The organism is Pseudomonas sp. CC6-YY-74 (assembly GCF_002025205.1).
GTDB lineage: Bacteria > Pseudomonadota > Gammaproteobacteria > Pseudomonadales > Pseudomonadaceae > Aquipseudomonas > Aquipseudomonas paeninsulae.
In genome coordinates this window covers 4,622,999-4,643,059 of the sequence record NZ_CP019947.1, presented here as the reverse complement: position 1 = coordinate 4,643,059, position 20,061 = coordinate 4,622,999, and the positions used below count along the sequence as shown (strand labels likewise).

Annotated in this window: 28 protein-coding genes and 1 pseudogene; all 29 read right to left on the bottom strand. The window is 55.7% G+C overall.

What is annotated here, in order from left to right:
• Window positions 1-7: 7 nt before the first annotated feature.
• Window positions 8-364 (bottom strand): 30S ribosomal protein S13, encoded by a 357-nt coding sequence (gene rpsM / locus B2D37_RS21135; RefSeq protein ID WP_079204537.1) that lies wholly within the window; start codon window positions 362-364, stop codon window positions 8-10.
• 133 nt (window positions 365-497) lie between these two features.
• A complete protein-coding gene (gene rpmJ, locus B2D37_RS21130; RefSeq protein ID WP_002555468.1) occupies window positions 498-614 on the bottom strand; it encodes a 50S ribosomal protein L36 in 117 nt (38 codons plus the stop codon).
• Between the two features lie 28 nt (window positions 615-642).
• Window positions 643-1,971: a preprotein translocase subunit SecY gene (gene secY, locus B2D37_RS21125; protein WP_079204536.1), complete on the bottom strand. Its 1,329-nt coding sequence runs from the start codon at window positions 1,969-1,971 to the stop codon at window positions 643-645.
• Window positions 1,972-2,406 (bottom strand): 50S ribosomal protein L15, encoded by a 435-nt coding sequence (gene rplO, locus B2D37_RS21120; protein WP_079204535.1) that lies wholly within the window; start codon window positions 2,404-2,406, stop codon window positions 1,972-1,974.
• 3 nt (window positions 2,407-2,409) lie between these two features.
• Window positions 2,410-2,589 (bottom strand): 50S ribosomal protein L30, encoded by a 180-nt coding sequence (gene rpmD, locus B2D37_RS21115; protein WP_079204534.1) that lies wholly within the window; start codon window positions 2,587-2,589, stop codon window positions 2,410-2,412.
• A gap of 2 nt (window positions 2,590-2,591) precedes the next feature.
• The gene (rpsE, locus tag B2D37_RS21110) at window positions 2,592-3,092 is read right to left on the bottom strand and encodes a 30S ribosomal protein S5 (RefSeq protein ID WP_079204533.1); all 501 of its coding nucleotides are present in this window, start codon (window positions 3,090-3,092) and stop codon (window positions 2,592-2,594) included.
• A gap of 3 nt (window positions 3,093-3,095) precedes the next feature.
• Window positions 3,096-3,446 carry a 50S ribosomal protein L18 gene (gene rplR / locus B2D37_RS21105; protein ID WP_079204532.1) on the bottom strand — a complete coding sequence of 117 codons (351 nt, stop codon included), beginning with the start codon at window positions 3,444-3,446 and terminating at the stop codon, window positions 3,096-3,098.
• A gap of 10 nt (window positions 3,447-3,456) precedes the next feature.
• Window positions 3,457-3,990, bottom strand: a complete 534-nt coding sequence (gene rplF, locus B2D37_RS21100) for a 50S ribosomal protein L6 (protein ID WP_079204531.1) — start codon at window positions 3,988-3,990, stop codon at window positions 3,457-3,459.
• Window positions 3,991-4,002: 12 nt separating this feature from the next.
• On the bottom strand, window positions 4,003-4,395 hold the full coding sequence (gene rpsH, locus B2D37_RS21095; protein WP_079204530.1) for a 30S ribosomal protein S8: 393 nt from the start codon (window positions 4,393-4,395) through the stop codon (window positions 4,003-4,005).
• A 206-nt stretch (window positions 4,396-4,601) separates the two neighbouring features.
• Window positions 4,602-4,907 carry a 30S ribosomal protein S14 gene (gene rpsN, locus B2D37_RS21090; RefSeq protein WP_079204529.1) on the bottom strand — a complete coding sequence of 102 codons (306 nt, stop codon included), beginning with the start codon at window positions 4,905-4,907 and terminating at the stop codon, window positions 4,602-4,604.
• Window positions 4,908-4,920: 13 nt separating this feature from the next.
• Window positions 4,921-5,460, bottom strand: coding sequence for a 50S ribosomal protein L5 (gene rplE / locus B2D37_RS21085; RefSeq protein ID WP_079204528.1), 540 nt, complete (start codon window positions 5,458-5,460; stop codon window positions 4,921-4,923).
• A 20-nt stretch (window positions 5,461-5,480) separates the two neighbouring features.
• Window positions 5,481-5,795, bottom strand: coding sequence for a 50S ribosomal protein L24 (gene rplX / locus B2D37_RS21080; protein WP_079204527.1), 315 nt, complete (start codon window positions 5,793-5,795; stop codon window positions 5,481-5,483).
• Between the two features lie 11 nt (window positions 5,796-5,806).
• The gene (rplN, locus tag B2D37_RS21075; protein WP_003289207.1) at window positions 5,807-6,175 is read right to left on the bottom strand and encodes a 50S ribosomal protein L14; all 369 of its coding nucleotides are present in this window, start codon (window positions 6,173-6,175) and stop codon (window positions 5,807-5,809) included.
• A 22-nt stretch (window positions 6,176-6,197) separates the two neighbouring features.
• Window positions 6,198-6,464: a 30S ribosomal protein S17 gene (rpsQ, locus tag B2D37_RS21070; RefSeq protein WP_025167719.1), complete on the bottom strand. Its 267-nt coding sequence runs from the start codon at window positions 6,462-6,464 to the stop codon at window positions 6,198-6,200.
• Between the two features lie 2 nt (window positions 6,465-6,466).
• The gene (gene rpmC / locus B2D37_RS21065) at window positions 6,467-6,658 is read right to left on the bottom strand and encodes a 50S ribosomal protein L29 (protein WP_002555481.1); all 192 of its coding nucleotides are present in this window, start codon (window positions 6,656-6,658) and stop codon (window positions 6,467-6,469) included.
• Window positions 6,658-7,071: a 50S ribosomal protein L16 gene (rplP, locus tag B2D37_RS21060; protein WP_079204526.1), complete on the bottom strand. Its 414-nt coding sequence runs from the start codon at window positions 7,069-7,071 to the stop codon at window positions 6,658-6,660. The genes rpmC and rplP overlap by 1 nt, the downstream gene beginning before the upstream one ends.
• Window positions 7,072-7,083: 12 nt before the next feature.
• Window positions 7,084-7,770: a 30S ribosomal protein S3 gene (rpsC, locus tag B2D37_RS21055; protein ID WP_079204525.1), complete on the bottom strand. Its 687-nt coding sequence runs from the start codon at window positions 7,768-7,770 to the stop codon at window positions 7,084-7,086.
• A 13-nt stretch (window positions 7,771-7,783) separates the two neighbouring features.
• A complete protein-coding gene (rplV, locus tag B2D37_RS21050) occupies window positions 7,784-8,116 on the bottom strand; it encodes a 50S ribosomal protein L22 (RefSeq protein ID WP_079204524.1) in 333 nt (110 codons plus the stop codon).
• Between the two features lie 11 nt (window positions 8,117-8,127).
• Window positions 8,128-8,402: pseudogene (rpsS, locus tag B2D37_RS21045) on the bottom strand (30S ribosomal protein S19).
• A 16-nt stretch (window positions 8,403-8,418) separates the two neighbouring features.
• The gene (gene rplB, locus B2D37_RS21040; protein WP_079204523.1) at window positions 8,419-9,243 is read right to left on the bottom strand and encodes a 50S ribosomal protein L2; all 825 of its coding nucleotides are present in this window, start codon (window positions 9,241-9,243) and stop codon (window positions 8,419-8,421) included.
• A gap of 14 nt (window positions 9,244-9,257) precedes the next feature.
• Window positions 9,258-9,557 carry a 50S ribosomal protein L23 gene (rplW, locus tag B2D37_RS21035; protein ID WP_079204522.1) on the bottom strand — a complete coding sequence of 100 codons (300 nt, stop codon included), beginning with the start codon at window positions 9,555-9,557 and terminating at the stop codon, window positions 9,258-9,260.
• On the bottom strand, window positions 9,554-10,156 hold the full coding sequence (gene rplD / locus B2D37_RS21030) for a 50S ribosomal protein L4 (protein ID WP_079204521.1): 603 nt from the start codon (window positions 10,154-10,156) through the stop codon (window positions 9,554-9,556). Before rplD ends, rplW begins: the two co-directional genes overlap by 4 nt.
• 12 nt (window positions 10,157-10,168) lie before the next feature.
• Complete coding sequence (rplC, locus tag B2D37_RS21025; protein ID WP_079204520.1) at window positions 10,169-10,804, bottom strand: 50S ribosomal protein L3; 636 nt, start codon at window positions 10,802-10,804, stop codon at window positions 10,169-10,171.
• A gap of 82 nt (window positions 10,805-10,886) precedes the next feature.
• The gene (rpsJ, locus tag B2D37_RS21020; protein ID WP_010486970.1) at window positions 10,887-11,198 is read right to left on the bottom strand and encodes a 30S ribosomal protein S10; all 312 of its coding nucleotides are present in this window, start codon (window positions 11,196-11,198) and stop codon (window positions 10,887-10,889) included.
• A gap of 141 nt (window positions 11,199-11,339) precedes the next feature.
• Window positions 11,340-12,533 carry an elongation factor Tu gene (tuf, locus tag B2D37_RS21015; protein ID WP_079204519.1) on the bottom strand — a complete coding sequence of 398 codons (1,194 nt, stop codon included), beginning with the start codon at window positions 12,531-12,533 and terminating at the stop codon, window positions 11,340-11,342.
• A 30-nt stretch (window positions 12,534-12,563) separates the two neighbouring features.
• Window positions 12,564-14,669, bottom strand: a complete 2,106-nt coding sequence (gene fusA, locus B2D37_RS21010; RefSeq protein ID WP_079204518.1) for an elongation factor G — start codon at window positions 14,667-14,669, stop codon at window positions 12,564-12,566.
• Between the two features lie 30 nt (window positions 14,670-14,699).
• Window positions 14,700-15,170 (bottom strand): 30S ribosomal protein S7, encoded by a 471-nt coding sequence (gene rpsG, locus B2D37_RS21005; RefSeq protein WP_079204517.1) that lies wholly within the window; start codon window positions 15,168-15,170, stop codon window positions 14,700-14,702.
• A gap of 118 nt (window positions 15,171-15,288) precedes the next feature.
• Window positions 15,289-15,660 carry a 30S ribosomal protein S12 gene (rpsL, locus tag B2D37_RS21000; RefSeq protein WP_003186084.1) on the bottom strand — a complete coding sequence of 124 codons (372 nt, stop codon included), beginning with the start codon at window positions 15,658-15,660 and terminating at the stop codon, window positions 15,289-15,291.
• Between the two features lie 157 nt (window positions 15,661-15,817).
• Complete coding sequence (gene rpoC, locus B2D37_RS20995) at window positions 15,818-20,017, bottom strand: DNA-directed RNA polymerase subunit beta' (protein WP_079204516.1); 4,200 nt, start codon at window positions 20,015-20,017, stop codon at window positions 15,818-15,820.
• Window positions 20,018-20,061: the final 44 nt, after the last annotated feature.

The following is a 20,061-nucleotide window of genomic DNA, read 5'->3' as shown; positions in this document are numbered from 1 at the left end:
AATGCGATTACTTGCGGATCGGCTTACGCGGGCCCTTACGGGTACGCGCGTTGGTCTTGGTACGCTGACCGCGAACCGGCAGACCACGACGATGACGCAGGCCGCGGTAGCAACCCAGGTCCATCAAGCGCTTGATTTTCATGTTCACTTCACGACGCAGGTCGCCTTCGGTATTCACCTTGGCTACTTCGCCACGCAGCTGCTCGATCTGCTCGTCAGAGAGATCTTTGATCTTTACTGCCGGATTAACACCAGCAGCCGCACAGATTTTCTGTGCGGTAGTGCGACCAACACCAAAGATGTAGGTCAACGAGATAACAGCGTGCTTGTTATCCGGAATGTTTACGCCTGCAATACGGGCCATTCAGTGGAACTCCAATTGACAGCTACCTACGCCCCGGAAGCCAAGAAATAAGGCGCGAGATATTAGCGCTGTAAGGACAAATAATCAACCCGGCAGCGCACTAGCTGCCGGGCTTGTAACATTTCAATCACACTCAGCCTTGGCGCTGCTTGTGACGCGGTTCCGCGCTGCAAATAACTCGAACGACACCTTCACGACGAATAATCTTGCAGTTGCGGCACAGCTTTTTCACTGATGCACGAACTTTCATCACCAACTCCTCGAACCTTATGGACACTTCAGCGCATCATGCCGCTGCCGTAGCCCTTCAGGTTGGCTTTCTTCATCAGGGATTCGTACTGGTGCGAAACGAGGTGCGATTGTACTTGCGACATAAAGTCCATCACAACCACTACCACGATCAGCAACGAGGTCCCGCCAAGATAGAACGGTACGTTGGCCGCCACCACCAGAAACTGGGGCAGCAAGCAAACGGCCGTCATGTACAGAGCACCGAACATGGTCAAACGAGTCAATACGCCATCGATATAGCGCGCCGACTGCTCGCCCGGACGGATACCCGGAATAAAGGCACCGGACTTCTTCAGGTTTTCCGCTACGTCTTTCGGATTGAACATTAGCGCTGTGTAGAAGAAGCAGAAGAAAACGATCCCTGCACTAAACAGCAAAATGTTCAACGGCTGACCAGGAGCGATAGCCTGTGAAATATCCTGCAGCCAGCCCATACCTTCGGACTGACCAAACCAGGCACCCAGCGAGGCCGGGAACAACAGAAGGCTGCTGGCGAAAATAGCCGGGATAACCCCCGCCATATTCACCTTCAAAGGCAAGTGGCTGGTCTGCGCGGCAAAGACCTTGCGGCCCTGCTGACGCTTGGCGTAGTGCACCGCAATGCGGCGCTGCCCACGCTCAATGAACACCACGAAACCGATGATCGCTACTGCCAGCAAACCGATGGCAATCAGGGCGAAGATATTGATATCGCCCTGACGAGCAGACTCGAAAGACTGCCCGATCGCCGACGGCAGACCGGCCACGATGCCTGCAAAAATCAGCATCGAGATACCGTTGCCAACACCACGCTCAGTGATTTGCTCGCCTAGCCACATCATGAACATTGCACCCGCCACAAAGGTGGTGACTGCAACGAAGTGGAAGCCGAAATCAACCGAAAACGCTATGCCCTGACTAGCCAAACCAACGGACATGCCGATAGCTTGAACAAATGCCAGAACGAGGGTGCCGTAGCGGGTGTATTGGCTGATCTTACGACGACCAGCCTCACCTTCCTTCTTCAACTGCTCCAGTTGCGGGCTAACAGCAGTCATGAGCTGCATGATGATCGATGCCGAAATGTACGGCATGATCCCCAATGCAAAAATGCTCATGCGCTCCAGCGCGCCACCGGAAAACATGTTGAACAAGCTAAGAATGGTCCCCTCATTCTGCCGAAACAGGTCCGCCAACCGGTCCGGGTTTATGCCTGGAACTGGAATGTGTGCGCCAATGCGATAGACGATAATCGCCATGAGCAGAAAGCGCAGACGAGCCCAGAGCTCGGATAACCCGCCATTGCTGAGCGCTGAGAGAGCACCTTGCTTAGCCATTTATTCCTCGAACTTACCGCCAGCTGCTTCGATAGCCGCACGCGCACCTTTGGTGGCAGCGATACCTTTAAGGGTAACCGCTTGAGTAACCGCACCGGACAGCATGACTTTCACACGCCGTACATGTTGGTTAATCAGGTTGGCATCCTTCAGCGCTTGCAGAGTAATAACGCCGCCTTCGACCTTGTTCAGCTCGGAAGTACGCACTTCTGCGCGATCCATAGCCTTCAGGGAAACGAAACCGAACTTGGGCAAACGACGGTGCAGAGGCTGCTGGCCGCCTTCAAAACCCGGAGCAATGGTGCCACCGGAGCGGGAGGATTGACCCTTGTGGCCACGGCCACCGGTCTTACCCAAACCACTACCGATACCACGGCCCGGACGGTGCTTCTCGCGACGGGAACCCGGCGCAGGACTCAAATCGTTCAGGTACATGTATTAACCCTCGACTCGCAGCATGTAGTAAGCCTTGTTGATCATCCCGCGATTCTCGGGAGTATCCAGGACTTCTACGGTGTGACCGATGCGACGCAGACCCAACCCCTTCACACAGAGTTTGTGGTTGGGGATACGGCCGGTCATGCTTTTGATCAGCGTGACTTTTACGGTATTAGCCATGATTAGAGAATCTCCTCGACGCTCTTGCCACGCTTGGCCGCAACAGAGTCAGGCGACTGCATAGCTTTCAAACCTTTGAAAGTGGCATGTACCACGTTCACGGGGTTAGTCGAGCCGTAGCACTTGGCCAGAACGTTCTGCACACCAGCCACTTCCAGCACGGCACGCATGGCGCCGCCGGCGATGATGCCGGTACCTTCAGAAGCCGGCTGCATGTACACCTTGGAGGCGCCATGGGCAGACTTCATCGCGTACTGCAGAGTGGTGCCATTCAGGTCCACCTGGATCATGTTGCGACGAGCAGCTTCCATCGCTTTTTGAATAGCAGCTGGCACTTCACGGGATTTGCCGCGGCCGAAACCGACGCGACCCTTACCATCACCTACTACGGTCAACGCAGTGAAAGTGAAGATACGGCCACCCTTTACGGTTTTGGCTACGCGGTTAACCTGTACCAGTTTCTCGATATAGCCTTCGTCGCGCTTTTGGTCGTTATTTGACATAACTTAGAACTCCAGCCCGCCTTCACGAGCAGCATCAGCCAGCGCCTGGACGCGGCCGTGGTACTTGAAGCCAGAACGGTCGAATGCAACCTGAGTCACACCAGCGGCTTTCGCACGCTCGGCAACCAGCTCGCCAACTTTCTTGGCTGCGTCGACGTTGCCAGTGGCGCCATCACGCAGTGCTTTGTCCAAGGTAGAGGCGCTGGCCAGAACCTTGCTGCCGTCGGCCGAAATGACCTGGGCATAGATATGCTGCGAAGAGCGGTACACGCAGAGACGCACGGCTTCGAGCTCGTGCATTTTCAGGCGTGCTTTGCGAGCGCGACGCAGTCGAGTAACTTTTTTGTCGGTCATTTGCTAGGCCCTACTTCTTCTTGGCTTCTTTACGACGGACGACTTCGTCAGCGTAACGAACACCTTTGCCCTTATAAGGTTCAGGACGACGGAAATCACGGATTTCCGCAGCAACCTGACCAACCAGTTGTTTATCGACACCCTTAATCAGGATTTCGGTCTGGCTAGGGGTTTCAGCAACAACGCCTTCCGGCAGCTCGTAGTTGATCGGGTGGGAGAAGCCTAGAGCCAGGGACAAGACCTGACCTTTGGCTTGCGCCTTGTAACCAACGCCTACCAGCTGAAGCTTGCGCTCGAAGCCAGTGCTTACGCCGATCACCATATTGTTGACCAACGCACGAGTGGTACCGGCCATTGCGCGAGTCTGCTGGTCTCCGTTGCGAGCAGCAAAACGCAGCTCCCCGGATTCCTGGACCACTTCAACGGACGAATGAATATTCAGCTCTAGAGCACCCTTGGCACCCTTAACCGAAAGTTGCTGACCGGCGAGACTGATCTCTACACCAGCGGGCAACGTGACGGGGTTCTTAGCGACGCGTGACATGCTTATCCCCCCCTAGAACACTGTACAAAGCACTTCGCCGCCGACACCGGCAGCGCGCGCCGCGCGATCCGTCATCACACCTTTATTGGTGGAGACGATGGAAACGCCGAGACCGCCACGAACTTTTGGCAGATCATCAACGGACTTGTACTGGCGAAGGCCTGGACGGCTAACGCGCTTCACTTCTTCGATAACCGAACGGCCTTCGAAATATTTCAGCTCGATGGACAGCTGCGGCTTAACTTCACCGCTGATCTGATATCCCGCAATATAACCTTCGTCTTTCAAAACTTTGGCTACAGCCACCTTCAACGTGGAAGACGGCATGCTTACGACGGACTTTTCAGCCATCTGGGCATTACGGATACGAGTTAGCATGTCCGCTAACGGGTCCTGCATACTCATGGGCTTGACGCTCCTGATACAAAAAGAATTAGCCTTACGGCTAGAGTCACCAAAACGCCGGGCAAATCAAAAGCCCTGGCTCAGGCGAGCCGAACATTCTAGAGACTGATCAAAAATGAATCAAGCCCCAAAAGGGGCTTGTTTCATTTTGCCTGACTGAATCCGCCAAGTATCTCAACCGGACAGACTCAGGGTGCGACGAGGACTTACCAGCTGGCCTTGACCAGACCCGGTACGTCGCCACGCATTGCAGCCTCACGCAGCTTGATACGCGACAGACCGAACTTGCGATATACGCCGTGCGGACGACCGGTAATGCGGCAGCGATTGCGCAGACGCGAAGCGCTGGCATCACGCGGCTGCTTCTGCAGGGCTACCTGAGCTTCCCAACGCGCTTCCGGACTGGCGTTCAGATCGGCGATGGTAGCTTTCAGCGCAGCACGCTTCTTCGCGTACTTGGCTACCGTTTGCTGACGCTTCAGCTCACGGTTTTTCATGCTCATTTTAGCCATGGTCCAACTCCAATCAGTTGCGGAACGGGAATTTGAAGGCGCGCAGCAAAGCACGACCCTCATCATCCGTACGCGCAGTGGTAGTCAGGGTTATGTCCAGACCACGCAGGGCATCGATCTTGTCGTAGTCGATTTCCGGGAAGATGATCTGCTCTTTAACACCCATGCTGTAGTTGCCACGACCATCGAAGGACTTGGCATTCAGACCGCGAAAGTCGCGAACCCGAGGCAGGGAGATAGACAGCAGACGATCCAGGAACTCGTACATGCGATCGCGGCGCAGGGTTACCTTGACGCCAATCGGCCAATCTTCACGCAGCTTGAAACCTGCAATCGATTTACGGGCATGAGTCACTACGACTTTCTGACCGGTAATCTTTTCCAGATCGGCTACAGCGTGCTCGATGACTTTCTTGTCACCGATCGCCTCGCCCAAGCCCATGTTCAGAGTGATCTTGGTGATGCGCGGAACTTCCATCACGTTCGCAAGCTTAAGTTCTTCCTTAAGCTTCGGCGCGAGTTCTTTCCGGTAAATCTCTTTTAGTCGTGCCATGGTCTTCTACCTAGCAGTGTTCAAGCATCAACCGCTTTTTGGGTCGACTTGAAGACACGAATTTTTTTACCTTCTTCAACTTTGAAACCAACACGGTCAGCCTTGTTGGTTTCACTGTTGAAAATGGCCACGTTGGAAGCGTGCAGAGGCGCTTCTTTCTCGATGATACCGCCCTGAACGCCCGACATCGGGTTCGGCTTGGTATGGCGCTTCACCAGGTTCAACCCACCAACGACCAGACGGTCGTCAGCGAGAACCTTGAGCACCTTGCCACGCTTACCTTTGTCTTTACCGGCGATCACGATGATCTCGTCGTCACGACGAATCTTTTGCATGTCGGATCTCCTTAGAGCACTTCAGGGGCGAGCGAGACGATCTTCATGAACTTCTCAGAGCGAAGTTCACGAGTCACTGGCCCAAAAATACGGGTGCCGATCGGCTCTTGCTTGTTGTTCAGCAGAACAGCAGCGTTGCCATCGAAGCGAATGATCGAGCCATCAGGGCGACGAACGCCGTGACGAGTGCGGACTACTACAGCAGTCATCACTTGGCCCTTTTTCACTTTACCGCGCGGAATTGCTTCCTTGACGGTCACCTTGATGATGTCGCCGATGCCCGCGTAACGGCGATGCGAACCGCCCAGCACCTTGATGCACATAACGCGACGAGCGCCACTGTTGTCAGCGACGTCGAGCATGGATTGAGTCTGAATCATATATTTCTCCGACCCCTAGTCCTTAGACTTCCACTGCGCGTTCGAGAACTTCAACCAGCGCCCAAGATTTGGTCTTGGCTACGGGACGGGTTTCACGGATGGAAACCTTGTCACCGATGTGGCACTGGTTGCTTTCGTCGTGCGCGTGCAGCTTGGTCGAACGCTTGACATATTTACCGTAGATCGGGTGCTTAACGCGACGCTCGATCAATACGGTGATGGTCTTGTCCATCTTGTCGCTGACGACACGGCCGGTCAGCGTACGGACTGTTTTTTCGGCTTCAGCCATGATCACTTACCTGCCTGCTGATTGAGCACAGTCTTCACACGAGCGATATCGCGCTTAACTTGCGAGAGCAGGTGAGACTGCCCCAACTGGCCAGTTGCTTTCTGCATACGCAGATTGAACTGGTCGCGCAGCAGGCCGAGCAATTGCTCGTTCAGCTGCTGTGCTGATTTTTCACGAAGTTCATTCGCCTTCATCACATCACCGTCCGCTTAACAAAAGTGGTGGCGAGTGGCAGCTTTGCAGCCGCCAAGGCGAAAGCCTCACGCGCCAACTCTTCGGAAACGCCTTCGATTTCATACAGGACTCTGCCTGGCTGAATCTGGGCTACCCAATACTCAACGCTACCCTTCCCTTTACCCATCCGCACTTCGAGAGGCTTCTTGGTAACAGGCTTGTCAGGGAACACGCGAATCCAGATTTTCCCGCCACGCTTAACGTGACGAGTCAGAGCACGACGAGCGGACTCGATCTGACGGGCGGTGAGACGACCGCGGGCAACAGACTTCAAGGCGAATTCGCCGAAGCTGACTTTGCTACCGCGCTGAGCCAGGCCACGGTTGTGGCCGGTCATCTGCTTACGGAACTTCGTACGCTTTGGTTGCAACATTTGGCGTACCCCTTACTTAGCAGCTTTTTTACGAGGCGCAGGTGCCTGCGGTTTCAGTTCTTCCTGGCGACCACCAATTACTTCGCCCTTGAAGATCCAAACCTTGACACCGATCACACCATAAGTGGTGTGTGCTTCGTACATGGCATAGTCGACATCGGCACGCAGGGTGTGCAACGGCACACGACCTTCGCGATACCATTCGGTACGTGCAATTTCAGCACCGCCGAGACGACCGCTCACTTGGATTTTGATGCCCTTGGCACCAATGCGCATGGCGTTCTGTACAGCGCGTTTCATAGCGCGACGGAACATCACACGACGCTCCAGCTGCTGAGCTACGCTCTGCGCAACCAGCATACCGTCGAGCTCCGGCTTGCGGATTTCTTCGATATTGATGTGCACAGGCACACCCATTTGCTTGGTCAGGTCCTGACGCAGCCTTTCAACATCTTCACCTTTCTTCCCAATCACGATACCGGGACGGGCGGTGTGGATGGTGATGCGTGCAGTCTGAGCCGGACGATGGATATCGATACGGCTTACGGACGCGCTTTTTAGTTTGTCTTGGAGGTATTCGCGCACCTTCAGATCAGCGAACAAATAGTCCGCATAAGTCCGACCGTCTGCGTACCAGACGGAGGTGTGCTCCTTGACGATTCCCAGGCGAATGCCAATGGGATGTACTTTCTGACCCATCTGATCGACTCCGTTACTTGTCCGCAACCTTGACAGTGATATGGCAAGACCGCTTGACGATGCGATCAGCGCGGCCTTTGGCACGCGGCATGATTCGCTTCAGCGAACGCCCTTCGTTGACGAAAACGGTGCTGACCTTGAGGTCATCAACATCTGCGCCTTCGTTATGCTCGGCGTTGGCCACAGCCGACTCCAGCACTTTCTTGATGATATCAGCGGCTTTCTTACTGCTAAAAGCCAACAGATTGAGCGCTTCGCCCACCTTCTTCCCGCGGATCTGGTCGGCGACCAAGCGGGCTTTCTGGGCGGAGATTCGAGCGCCCGACAACTTAGCGGCTACTTCCATTTCCTAACCCCTTAACGCTTGGCTTTCTTGTCTGCTACGTGCCCACGATAAGTGCGGGTACCAGCAAACTCGCCGAGTTTGTGGCCGACCATGTCTTCGTTCACAAGAACGGGACATGCAGGCGACCGTTATGCACAGCAATGGTCAGACCGACCATTTGCGGCAGGATCATGGAACGGCGCGACCAGGTTTTCACCGGCTTGCGATCGTTCTTTTCCACCGCCACTTCGATCTTCTTCAGTAGGTGAAGATCGATAAAAGGACCTTTTTTCAGAGAACGTGGCACTGTCGTATCCCTCTATTTACTTGCGACGACGGACGATCATTTTATCGGTGCGTTTGTTACCACGAGTCTTCGCGCCCTTAGTCGGGAAGCCCCATGGAGACACCGGATGACGACCACCAGAGGTACGACCTTCACCACCACCGTGTGGGTGGTCAACCGGGTTCATGGCAACACCACGAACGGTTGGGCGAACGCCACGCCAGCGTTTGGCACCAGCTTTACCCAGCGAACGCAGGCTGTGCTCGGAGTTCGAGACTTCGCCCAGGGTCGCACGGCACTCAGCCAGTACTTTACGCATTTCACCGGAACGCAGACGCAGGGTCACGTAGACACCTTCACGCGCAATCAGCTGAGCCGAAGCACCAGCGGAACGAGCGATTTGAGCACCTTTGCCCGGCTTCAATTCGACACCGTGAATAGTGCTACCAACTGGAATGTTACGCAGTTGCAGACTATTGCCCGGCTTGATCGGAGCCATGATGCCAGCTACCAGCTGATCGCCAGCACTCACGCCTTTAGGGGCGATGATGTAGCGACGCTCGCCGTCTGCATACATCAGCAAAGCGATGTGTGCGGTACGGTTAGGATCGTATTCAATACGCTCGACAGTGGCTGGAATGCCATCTTTGTCGTTGCGACGGAAATCGACCAGACGGTAATGCTGCTTGTGGCCACCACCGATATGACGGGTGGTGATACGACCATTGTTGTTACGACCGCCAGTCTTCGACTTCTTCTCGAGCAGCGGAGCGTAAGGAGCGCCTTTATGCAGCTCCTGGTTGACCACCTTGACCACAAAACGGCGGCCCGGGGAAGTCGGTTTGCATTTAACGATTGCCATGATGCACCCCTCCCTTACTCAGCACTGCTGGCGAAATCGAGATCTTGACCCGGCTGAAGGGAGATAACTGCCTTCTTCCAGTCGTTACGCTTGCCCAGGCCGCGAGCGGTGCGCTTGGTCTTACCGAGAACATTCACGGTATTAACAGCGGCAACATTCACACTGAACAGGCTTTCGACGGCCTTCTTGATTTCCAGCTTGGTTGCATCGATTGCAACCTTGAAAACGAATTGGCTTTTCTTATCAGCCAGAAGTGTGGCCTTCTCGGAGACGTGCGGGCCAAGCAGCACTTTAAATACGCGTTCCTGGTTCATCCCAGCAGCTCCTCGAATTTCTTCACGGCAGAAACGGTAACCAGCACCTTTTCGTACGCGATCAGACTGACCGGATCGGAACCTTGCACGTCACGGACTTCAACATGCGGCAAGTTACGAGCAGCCAGGTAAAGATTTTCGTCAATAGCATCGGACACGATCAGAACGTCGGTCAGACCCATGCCATTCAGTTTGTTCAGCAGGTCTTTGGTTTTCGGCGCTTCAACGCTGAAGTCCTCAACCACCACCAGACGATCGGTGCGCACCAGCTCAGCAAGAATCGAACGCAATGCAGCGCGATACATTTTCTTGTTCAGCTTTTGATCGTGATTCTGCGGACGGGCCGCGAAAGTCACACCACCGCCACGCCAGATCGGACCACGAGTGGTACCAGCACGAGCACGACCAGTGCCCTTCTGACGCCATGGGCGCTTACCGCCACCAGAAACGTCTGAACGGGTCTTCTGCTGCTTGCTGCCCTGACGGCCGCCGGCCATGTAGGCCACGACTGCTTGGTGAACCAGGGTCTCGTTGTAATCGCCACCGAATGTCGCTTCGGACACTTCGATCGCTTGAGCGCCATTTACATTTAATTGCATGTCAGCTTCCCCTTAACCGCGAGCCTTGGCTGCCGGACGAACAACCAAGTTGCCGCCAGTAGCGCCAGGAACGGCACCCTTGACCAACAGCAGGTTGCGTTCAGCATCGACGCGCACTACTTCCAGGGACTGCACAGTCACGCGCTCAGCACCCATGTGACCGGACATTTTCTTGCCCTTGAAGACGCGACCCGGAGTCTGGCACTGGCCAATGGAACCCGGAACACGGTGGGACACGGAGTTACCGTGAGTGTTGTCTTGGCCGCGGAAATTCCAACGCTTGATGGTACCGGCAAAGCCTTTACCCTTGGACTGACCGGTGACATCCACCAGTTGACCAGCTTGGAAAATTTCAGCGTTGATCAGATCGCCAGCCTGGTAGTCGCCTTCTTCAAGACGGAACTCCCAAACACCACGACCTGCCGCGACATTCGCCTTGGCGAAATGACCGGCTTGCGCCTTGCTGACACGGGAAGCACGACGCTCGCCGACAGTGACTTGCACTGCACGATAGCCATCGGACTCTTCAGTTTTGAACTGAGTGACGCGATTCGGCTCGATCTCAATGACCGTAACCGGAATGGAGACACCTTCTTCGGTGAAAATGCGAGTCATACCGCACTTACGACCGACTACACCAATAGTCATGTTGTAACCTCATGAGTGTACGGGGCTTTCACCCGCTATGGCCGCCCATTTCAGAGCGTTACACGACTAAAACCCCAAGGTTTTAGCCGAGGCTGATCTGCACTTCCACGCCAGCCGCAAGATCAAGCTTCATCAACGCATCAACGGTTTTATCCGTCGGCTGGACAATATCCAGAACGCGCTTATGAGTGCGGATTTCGAACTGATCACGCGCGTCTTTGTTGACGTGCGGTGAAGTCAGAACGGTAAACCGCTCTTTGCGGGTAGGCAGAGGAATCGGACCACGCACCTGAGCACCAGTACGTTTCGCGGTTTCCACGATTTCCTGGGTTGATTGATCTATCAGGCGATGGTCAAAAGCCTTCAACCGAATACGGATTTGTTGGTTTTGCATTTTGACCTCAGATTCCAAGCTGCTATTCCCAGCGGGCGCAGTACACCCGCTAAAAGGAGGCGCAATTCTATAGACGGCCCCAACGAGTGTCAACCCAATAAAAAAGCCCCCGCAAGCGGGGGCCTTTTTCAGATCAACCGATTACTCGATGATCTTGGCAACCACGCCGGCACCAACGGTACGGCCGCCTTCGCGAATCGCGAAACGCAGGCCGTCTTCCATGGCGATCGACTTGATCAGGGTAACAACCATTTTCACGTTGTCGCCCGGCATTACCATTTCAACGCCTTCCGGCAGCTCGCAGTTACCGGTTACGTCGGTAGTGCGGAAGTAGAACTGCGGACGGTAGCCTTTGAAGAACGGCGTGTGACGACCGCCTTCTTCCTTGCTCAGCACGTAGACTTCTGCTTCGAACTTGGTGTGCGGCTTGACACTACCCGGCTTAGCCAGAACCTGACCACGCTCGACGTCGTCACGCTTGGTGCCGCGCAGCAAAATACCGCAGTTCTCACCAGCGCGACCTTCGTCGAGCAGCTTGCGGAACATCTCAACACCAGTACAGATGGTCTTGATGGTAGGACGCAGGCCCACAATCTCAACTTCTTCCTGGATCTTGACGATGCCGCGCTCGATACGACCAGTCACAACGGTACCGCGACCAGAGATCGAGAACACGTCTTCAACCGGCATCAGGAACGGCTTGTCGATAACGCGCACCGGATCCGGAATGTAAGTATCCAGAGTCTCAACCAGCTTGCGCACGGCACTGGTGCCCATCTCGTTGTCGTCCTGGCCATTCAGAGCCATCAACGCCGAGCCGATCACGATCGGAGTGTCGTCGCCTGGGAAGTCATACATCGACAACAGGTCACGCACTTCCATCTCAACCAGTTCCAGCAGCTCAGCGTCATCCACCATGTCAGCCTTGTTCAGGAAGACCACGATGTAAGGAACGCCTACCTGACGGGACAGCAGGATGTGCTCGCGAGTCTGCGGCATCGGGCCGTCAGCAGCGGAGCAAACCAGGATAGCGCCATCCATCTGCGCAGCACCGGTGATCATGTTCTTCACATAGTCAGCGTGGCCCGGGCAATCTACGTGAGCGTAGTGACGGATGTTGGAATCGTATTCAACGTGGGAAGTATTGATCGTGATACCACGAGCTTTTTCTTCCGGAGCGCTGTCGATCTGCGCGAAATCGCGAATGGCGCCACCGAAAGCTTCGGCACACACCTTGGTCAACGCAGCAGTCAGGGTGGTTTTACCATGGTCGACGTGACCGATAGTGCCAACGTTGACGTGCGGTTTGTTACGTTCAAATTTTTCTTTAGCCACGACAATTAACTCCTTGCCTAAAGGGCTGAATCAGCCTTGTTTTTTGGTTACAGATTCGACGATGTGCGACGGAGCTGTATTGTATTTTTTGAATTCCATAGCGTAGCTTGCACGACCCTGGGACATGGAGCGAACGTCAGTCGCATAACCGAACATCTCACCCAGCGGTACTTCGGCGCGAATCACTTTGCCGGAGACCGTGTCTTCCATACCCAAGATCATACCGCGACGGCGGTTAAGGTCGCCCATCACGTCGCCCATATAGTCTTCAGGGGTAACAACCTCTACCGCCATGATTGGCTCAAGCAACTCACCACCGCCCTTCTGAGCCAGCTGCTTGGTCGCCATGGAAGCAGCCACCTTAAACGCCATCTCGTTGGAGTCGACGTCGTGGTAAGAACCATCAAACACGGTAGCCTTCAGGCCGATAAGCGGATAACCGGCTACAACGCCGTTCTTCATCTGCTCTTCGATGCCCTTCTGGATAGCCGGGATGTATTCCTTCGGAATCACACCGCCTACTACTTCGTTGACGAACTGTAGGCCTTCCTGACCCTCATCAGCAGGCGCGAAGCGAATCCAGCAGTGGCCGAACTGACCACGACCGCCGGACTGGCGAACGAACTTGCCTTCGATTTCACAGCTCTTCGTGATGCGCTCACGATAGGAAACCTGAGGCTTACCAATGTTGGCTTCGACGTTAAACTCGCGGCGCATGCGGTCGACCAGGATATCCAGGTGCAACTCGCCCATACCGGAGATGATGGTCTGGCCAGTCTCCTCATCGGTCTTAACACGGAAAGACGGGTCTTCCTGAGCAAGCTTGCCCAGAGCGATGCCCATTTTCTCCTGGTCATCCTTAGTCTTAGGCTCCACGGCAACCGAAATAACCGGCTCCGGGAAGTCCATGCGAACCAGGATGATCGGCTTGTCAGCGTTGCACAAAGTCTCACCGGTGGTGACGTCCTTCATACCGATCAAGGCCGCAATGTCACCAGCGCGTACTTCCTTGATTTCCTCACGGGCGTTTGCGTGCATTTGCACCATACGACCCACGCGCTCTTTCTTGCCCTTTACCGAGTTGATGACCCCGTCGCCGGAGTTCAACACGCCCGAGTAAACCCGAACAAAGGTCAAAGTACCCACGAATGGGTCGGTAGCGATCTTGAACGCCAGTGCCGAGAACGGCTCGTCATCATTCGCATGACGCTCCAACTGTATTTCCTCGTCATCCGGGTGAGTACCCTTGATGGCAGGAATGTCGTCAGGCGATGGCAGGTAGTCGATAACGGCATCGAGAACCAGGGGAACACCCTTGTTCTTGAAGGAAGAACCGCAAACAGCCAAGACGATCTCACCGGCGATAGTACGCTGACGCAGAGCAGCCTTGATTTCCTCGTTGGTGAGATCTTCACCCTCGAGGTACTTGGTCATCAGCTCGTCGCTGGCCTCGGCCGCAGCCTCAACCATGTTGCCGCGCCACTCGTCAGCCAACGCCTGCATGTCAGCAGGAATAGCTTCGCGACGAGGAGTCATACCCTTGTCAGCATCATCCCAGTAGACAGCTTGCATGTTGATCAGATCGATCTGACCCTGGAAGTTGTCTTCGGAACCGATTGCCAACTGGATTGGCACCGGAGTGTGACCCAGACGCAGCTTGATCTGACCGATAACGCGCAGGAAGTTAGCACCGGCTCGGTCCATCTTGTTTACGTAAACAAGACGCGGAACGCCGTACTTGTTGGCCTGACGCCATACGGTTTCCGATTGCGGCTCAACACCGGAAGTACCACAGAACACCACGACCGCACCGTCAAGTACGCGCAGCGAGCGCTCTACTTCGATGGTGAAGTCAACGTGCCCAGGGGTATCAATGACATTGAAGCGGTAATCGTGCGGGTGCTGCTTATCGGAACCCTTCCAGAAGGCTGTAATGGCAGCAGAAGTAATGGTAATACCACGCTCCTGCTCCTGCACCATCCAGTCTGTGGTCGCGGCGCCGTCATGCACCTCACCCATCTTGTGACTTTTACCAGTATAAAAAAGGACGCGTTCGGTGGTGGTGGTTTTACCAGCATCCACGTGCGCGACGATACCAATGTTACGGTAGCGGCTAATCGGTGTAGTACGAGCCATAAAGCCCTCGCAAATTTAGAAGCGCAAAAATTAGAAGCGGTAGTGCGAGAAGGCCTTGTTGGCTTCAGCCATACGGTGCACGTCTTCACGCTTCTTAACTGCAGCACCCTTGCCTTCGGCAGCATCCATCAGCTCGCCAGCTAAGCGCAGAGCCATGGATTTCTCGCCACGACGGCGGGCAAAATCTACCAACCAGCGCATGGCAAGAGCATTACGACGGGACGGACGAACCTCGACCGGAACCTGGTAAGTAGCACCACCTACACGGCGCGACTTCACTTCGACCAGCGGAGCGATGGCGTCGAGAGCTTTCTCGAAGATTTCCAGGGGATCGGTGTTCTTTCGCTCTTTAACCTTTTCCAAGGCGCCATAAACGATACGCTCGGCAACGGCTTTCTTGCCGCTTTCCATCACGTGGTTCATGAACTTAGCCAGGATTTGGCTACCATATTTTGGATCATCAAGCACTTCGCGCTTGGCTGCTACACGACGTCTTGGCATTTGATAAGCCCTCAAACGGTCTTCAGGTTAGCTCGGGACTGCCCCACAAGGATGGCGCCCGACCTTACTCTTATCGACTCAGAAAAATAGAAAACTGCAATTTCAGCTCAAGCACCGATTACTTCGGACGCTTGGTACCGTATTTCGAACGACCCTGATTACGGCCTTTGACGCCGGACGTATCCAAGGAGCCGCGTACGGTGTGGTAACGAACACCCGGCAAGTCTTTTACACGACCGCCGCGGATCAGGACCACGCTGTGCTCTTGCAGGTTGTGGCCTTCACCGCCGATGTACGAGGAAACCTCGAAACCGTTGGTCAGACGCACACGGCAGACTTTACGCAGTGCCGAGTTCGGTTTTTTCGGCGTAGTGGTATACACGCGAGTGCATACACCACGACGTTGCGGGCAATTCTGCAGCGCAGGCACGTCGGATTTCTCGACGATACGCTTACGCGGCTGACGTACCAGCTGGTTGATAGTTGCCATCTACTAGCTCCACTGTTGTCTTTCGACGCTATTTATTTTCAACAAAAGCAATTTGGCAGGGCACGTGCCCTGCCAAATTTAGGGGTGCATGAGTCTAATGAGACTCGCGCGCCCCGTCAAGCGACAGCCCAGCTGCCGAAGCAACGAGGCTATGCACTCAACTACCGCTGGAGTTCAGCGCTTCGGTCAGTGCGGCTTCCACTTCACTGGCGCTGACACGTACCGGCTTGTCGGCTTCACGCTTGCGCTTGCGCTCAGCATGATAGGCCAGACCGGTACCGGCCGGGATCAGACGACCCACGACCACGTTCTCTTTCAGGCCGCGCAAGAAGTCGCGCTTGCCGGTAACTGCCGCCTCGGTGAGCACACGGGTTGTCTCCTGGAACGATGCCGCCGAAATGAACGATTCGGTCGACAACGAAGCCTTGGTGATACCCAGCAGCACGCGGTTGTACTTGGCAATGAACTTGTCGCCTGCTGCCAGACGCTCGTTTTCACCTAGTACCGCGGTCAGCTCCATTTGATCACCCTTGATGAAGGTGGAATCACCCGACTCGGCCACTTCGACCTTGCGCAGCATCTGGCGCAGGATGGTCTCGATGTGCTTGTCGTTGATCTTCACACCCTGCAGGCGGTAAACGTCCTGAATCTCGTTGACGATGTACTTGGCGAGGGCGCTGACACCCAGCAGACGCAAGATGTCGTGCGGATCACTCGGACCGTCGGAGATGACTTCACCCTTGTTGACCTGCTCACCCTCGAACACGTTGAGGTGACGCCACTTCGGAATCAGCTCCTCGTACGGATCGCTGCCATCGTTCGGCGTAATGACCAGACGGCGCTTGCCCTTGGTCTCTTTACCGAAGGCGATGGTGCCGCTGATCTCAGCCAGAATCGAAGCTTCTTTCGGACGACGCGCTTCGAACAAGTCGGCGACGCGCGGCAGACCACCGGTAATGTCCCGGGTCTTCGAGGTTTCCTGGGGGATGCGGGCGATAACATCACCCACACCGACCTGGACACCGTTGGCTACACCCACCAAGGCGTTAGCCGGCAGGAAGTACTGAGCCGGTACGTCGGTACCCGGCAGCAGCAGATCCTTGCCATCGACACCCACCATCTTCACGGCTGGACGGATGTCCTTGCCGGCGGCTGGGCGATCCTTCGGATCCAGCACTTCGATGTTGGTCAGACCGGTCAATTCGTCGGTCTGGCGCTTGATGGTGATGCCTTCCTCCATGCCGACGTAGGTCACGGTACCTTTCATTTCGGTAACGATCGGGTGGGTGTGCGGATCCCACTTGGCGACGATGGCGCCAGCGGCGACCTTGTCACCCTCCTTCACCGAAATAACTGCACCGTAAGGCAGCTTGTAACGCTCCCGCTCACGACCGAACTCGTCGGCAATCGCCAGCTCGCCGGACCGCGACACGGCTACCAGGTTGCCGTCCAGACGCTCAACGTGCTTAAGGTTGTGCAGACGTACCATGCCGCCGTTCTTCACTTGCACGCTATCAGCAGCGGAAGTCCGGCTGGCCGCACCACCAATGTGGAACGTACGCATGGTCAGCTGGGTACCCGGCTCACCGATCGACTGCGCAGCGATAACGCCGACCGCTTCACCGATGTTGATCTGGTGACCACGAGCCAGGTCGCGACCGTAGCACTTGGCGCAGATACCGTAGCGAGTTTCACAGGTAATCGGCGAACGCACGATCACTTCATCGATGCTGTTCAGCTCGATGAACTCGACCCACTCCTCGTCGACCAGAGTGCCACCAGGGACCAGCAGCTCGTCGCTGCCCGGTTTGAACACGTCATGGGCAATGACTCGGCCCAGTACGCGCTCACCCAACGGCTCAACCACGTCACCGCCTTCGATGTGCGGGGTCATGAGCAAACCATGCTCAGTACCACAATCGATCGCGGTAACCACGAGATCCTGGGCCACGTCGACCAGACGACGGGTCAGGTAACCGGAGTTCGCCGTCTTCAATGCGGTATCCGCAAGACCCTTACGCGCACCGTGAGTGGAGATGAAGTACTGCAGAACGCTGAGACCTTCGCGGAAGTTCGCGGTGATCGGCGTTTCGATGATCGAGCCATCCGGCTTGGCCATCAGACCGCGCATACCGGCGAGCTGACGGATCTGCGCAGCAGAACCCCGCGCGCCGGAGTCGGCCATCATGTACATGGAGTTGAAGGACTCCTGCTCGACTTCATTACCATGACGGTCGATGACCTTCTCTTTCGAGAGGTTGGCCATCATCGCCTTGGACACTTCGTCGTTGGCCTTGGACCAGAGGTCGATCACCTTGTTGTACTTCTCGCCCTGGGTAACCAGGCCGGAGGCGTACTGCGATTCGATCTCTTTGACTTCCTCGGTGGCGGCGTCAATGATCTGCGCCTTCTCATCCGGGATGACGAAGTCGTTCACACCGATCGATACACCGGAGATGGTCGAATAGGCGAAACCGGTGTACATCAGCTGATCAGCGAAGATCACGGTGTCTTTCAAGCCAACTGTGCGGTAGCACTGGTTGATCAGCTTGGAGATCGCCTTCTTCTTCATCGACTGGTTGACCACGTCGTAGGACAGGCCATCCGGAACGATCTGGAACAGCAGCGCACGGCCGACAGTGGTGTCGACGATACGGGTGTTCTTGGTGATGGTGCCATCACGATCCTTGATGACTTCGTTGATGCGCACCTTGACCTTGGCATGCAACGAAGCTTCGCCACCACGGAACACTCGGTCGACTTCCTGCAGGTCGGCGAATACGCGACCCTCACCTTTGGCGTTGATCGCTTCACGGGTCATGTAATACAGACCCAAGACCACGTCCTGCGACGGCACGATGATTGGCTCACCGTTGGCTGGCGACAGGATGTTGTTGGTCGACATCATCAGCGCACGCGCTTCCAGCTGGGCTTCCAGCGTCAGCGGTACGTGCACGGCCATCTGGTCACCGTCGAAGTCGGCGTTGTACGCGGCGCAGACCAGCGGGTGCAGCTGAATCGCTTTACCTTCGATCAGAACCGGCTCAAACGCCTGAATGCCGAGGCGGTGAAGGGTCGGCGCACGGTTGAGCAGTACCGGGTGCTCGCGAATCACTTCAGCGAGTACGTCCCAGACTTCCGGCAACTCGCGCTCGACCATCTTCTTCGCGGCCTTGATGGTGGTCGCGAGACCACGCATTTCCAGCTTGCCGAAGATAAACGGCTTGAACAGCTCGAGCGCCATCTTCTTCGGCAGACCGCACTGATGCAGACGCAGAGTCGGGCCCACGGTAATTACCGAACGACCGGAGTAGTCCACGCGCTTACCGAGCAGGTTCTGCCGGAAGCGACCTTGCTTACCCTTGATCATGTCAGCCAAGGATTTCAACGGACGCTTGTTCGAGCCAGTGATAGCACGACCGCGACGACCGTTATCGAGCAGGGCGTCGACCGCCTCCTGGAGCATGCGCTTTTCGTTGCGCACGATGATGTCCGGCGCGGACAGATCGAGCAGGCGCTTCAGGCGGTTGTTACGGTTGATCACGCGGCGATACAGATCGTTAAGATCCGAGGTCGCGAAGCGGCCACCGTCGAGCGGAACCAGCGGACGCAGATCTGGCGGCAGAACCGGCAGAACGGTCAACACCATCCACTCAGGCAGGTTGCCCGAGCCGAGGAAGGCTTCCATCAGCTTCAGACGCTTGGACAACTTCTTGATCTTGGTTTCCGAGTTGGTTTGCGGAATTTCTTCGCGCAGACGGCCAATCTCGAACTCCAGGTCAATGGCGTGCAGCAGCTCGCGAACGGCCTCGGCACCCATGCGGGCGTCGAAGTCGTCACCGAACTCTTCGAGAGCTTCGAAGTACTGCTCATCGTTCAGCAGCTGGCCTTTCTCAAGGGTGGTCATGCCCGGATCGATAACGACATAGCTCTCGAAATAGAGAACGCGTTCGATATCACGCAGGGTCATGTCCATCAGCAAGCCGATACGGCTCGGCAGTGACTTGAGGAACCAGATGTGGGCAACCGGCGAAGCCAGTTCGATGTGCGCCATGCGCTCACGTCGAACCTTGGCCAGGGCCACCTCAACGCCGCACTTCTCGCAGATCACGCCGCGATGCTTCAAGCGCTTGTACTTACCGCACAGGCACTCGTAATCCTTTACTGGGCCAAAGATCTTGGCGCAGAACAGGCCATCACGCTCAGGCTTGAACGTACGGTAGTTGATGGTTTCCGGCTTTTTAACTTCACCGAACGACCACGAACGGATCATCTCAGGCGAAGCCAATCCGATACGGATGGCGTCGAACTCTTCGACTTGACCCTGGTTTTTCAGCAAATTCAGTAGGTCTTTCAAGGCCTTTCCTCCTGGCGGAGCAGAGAGCGGGCAGTGCAGCCCCG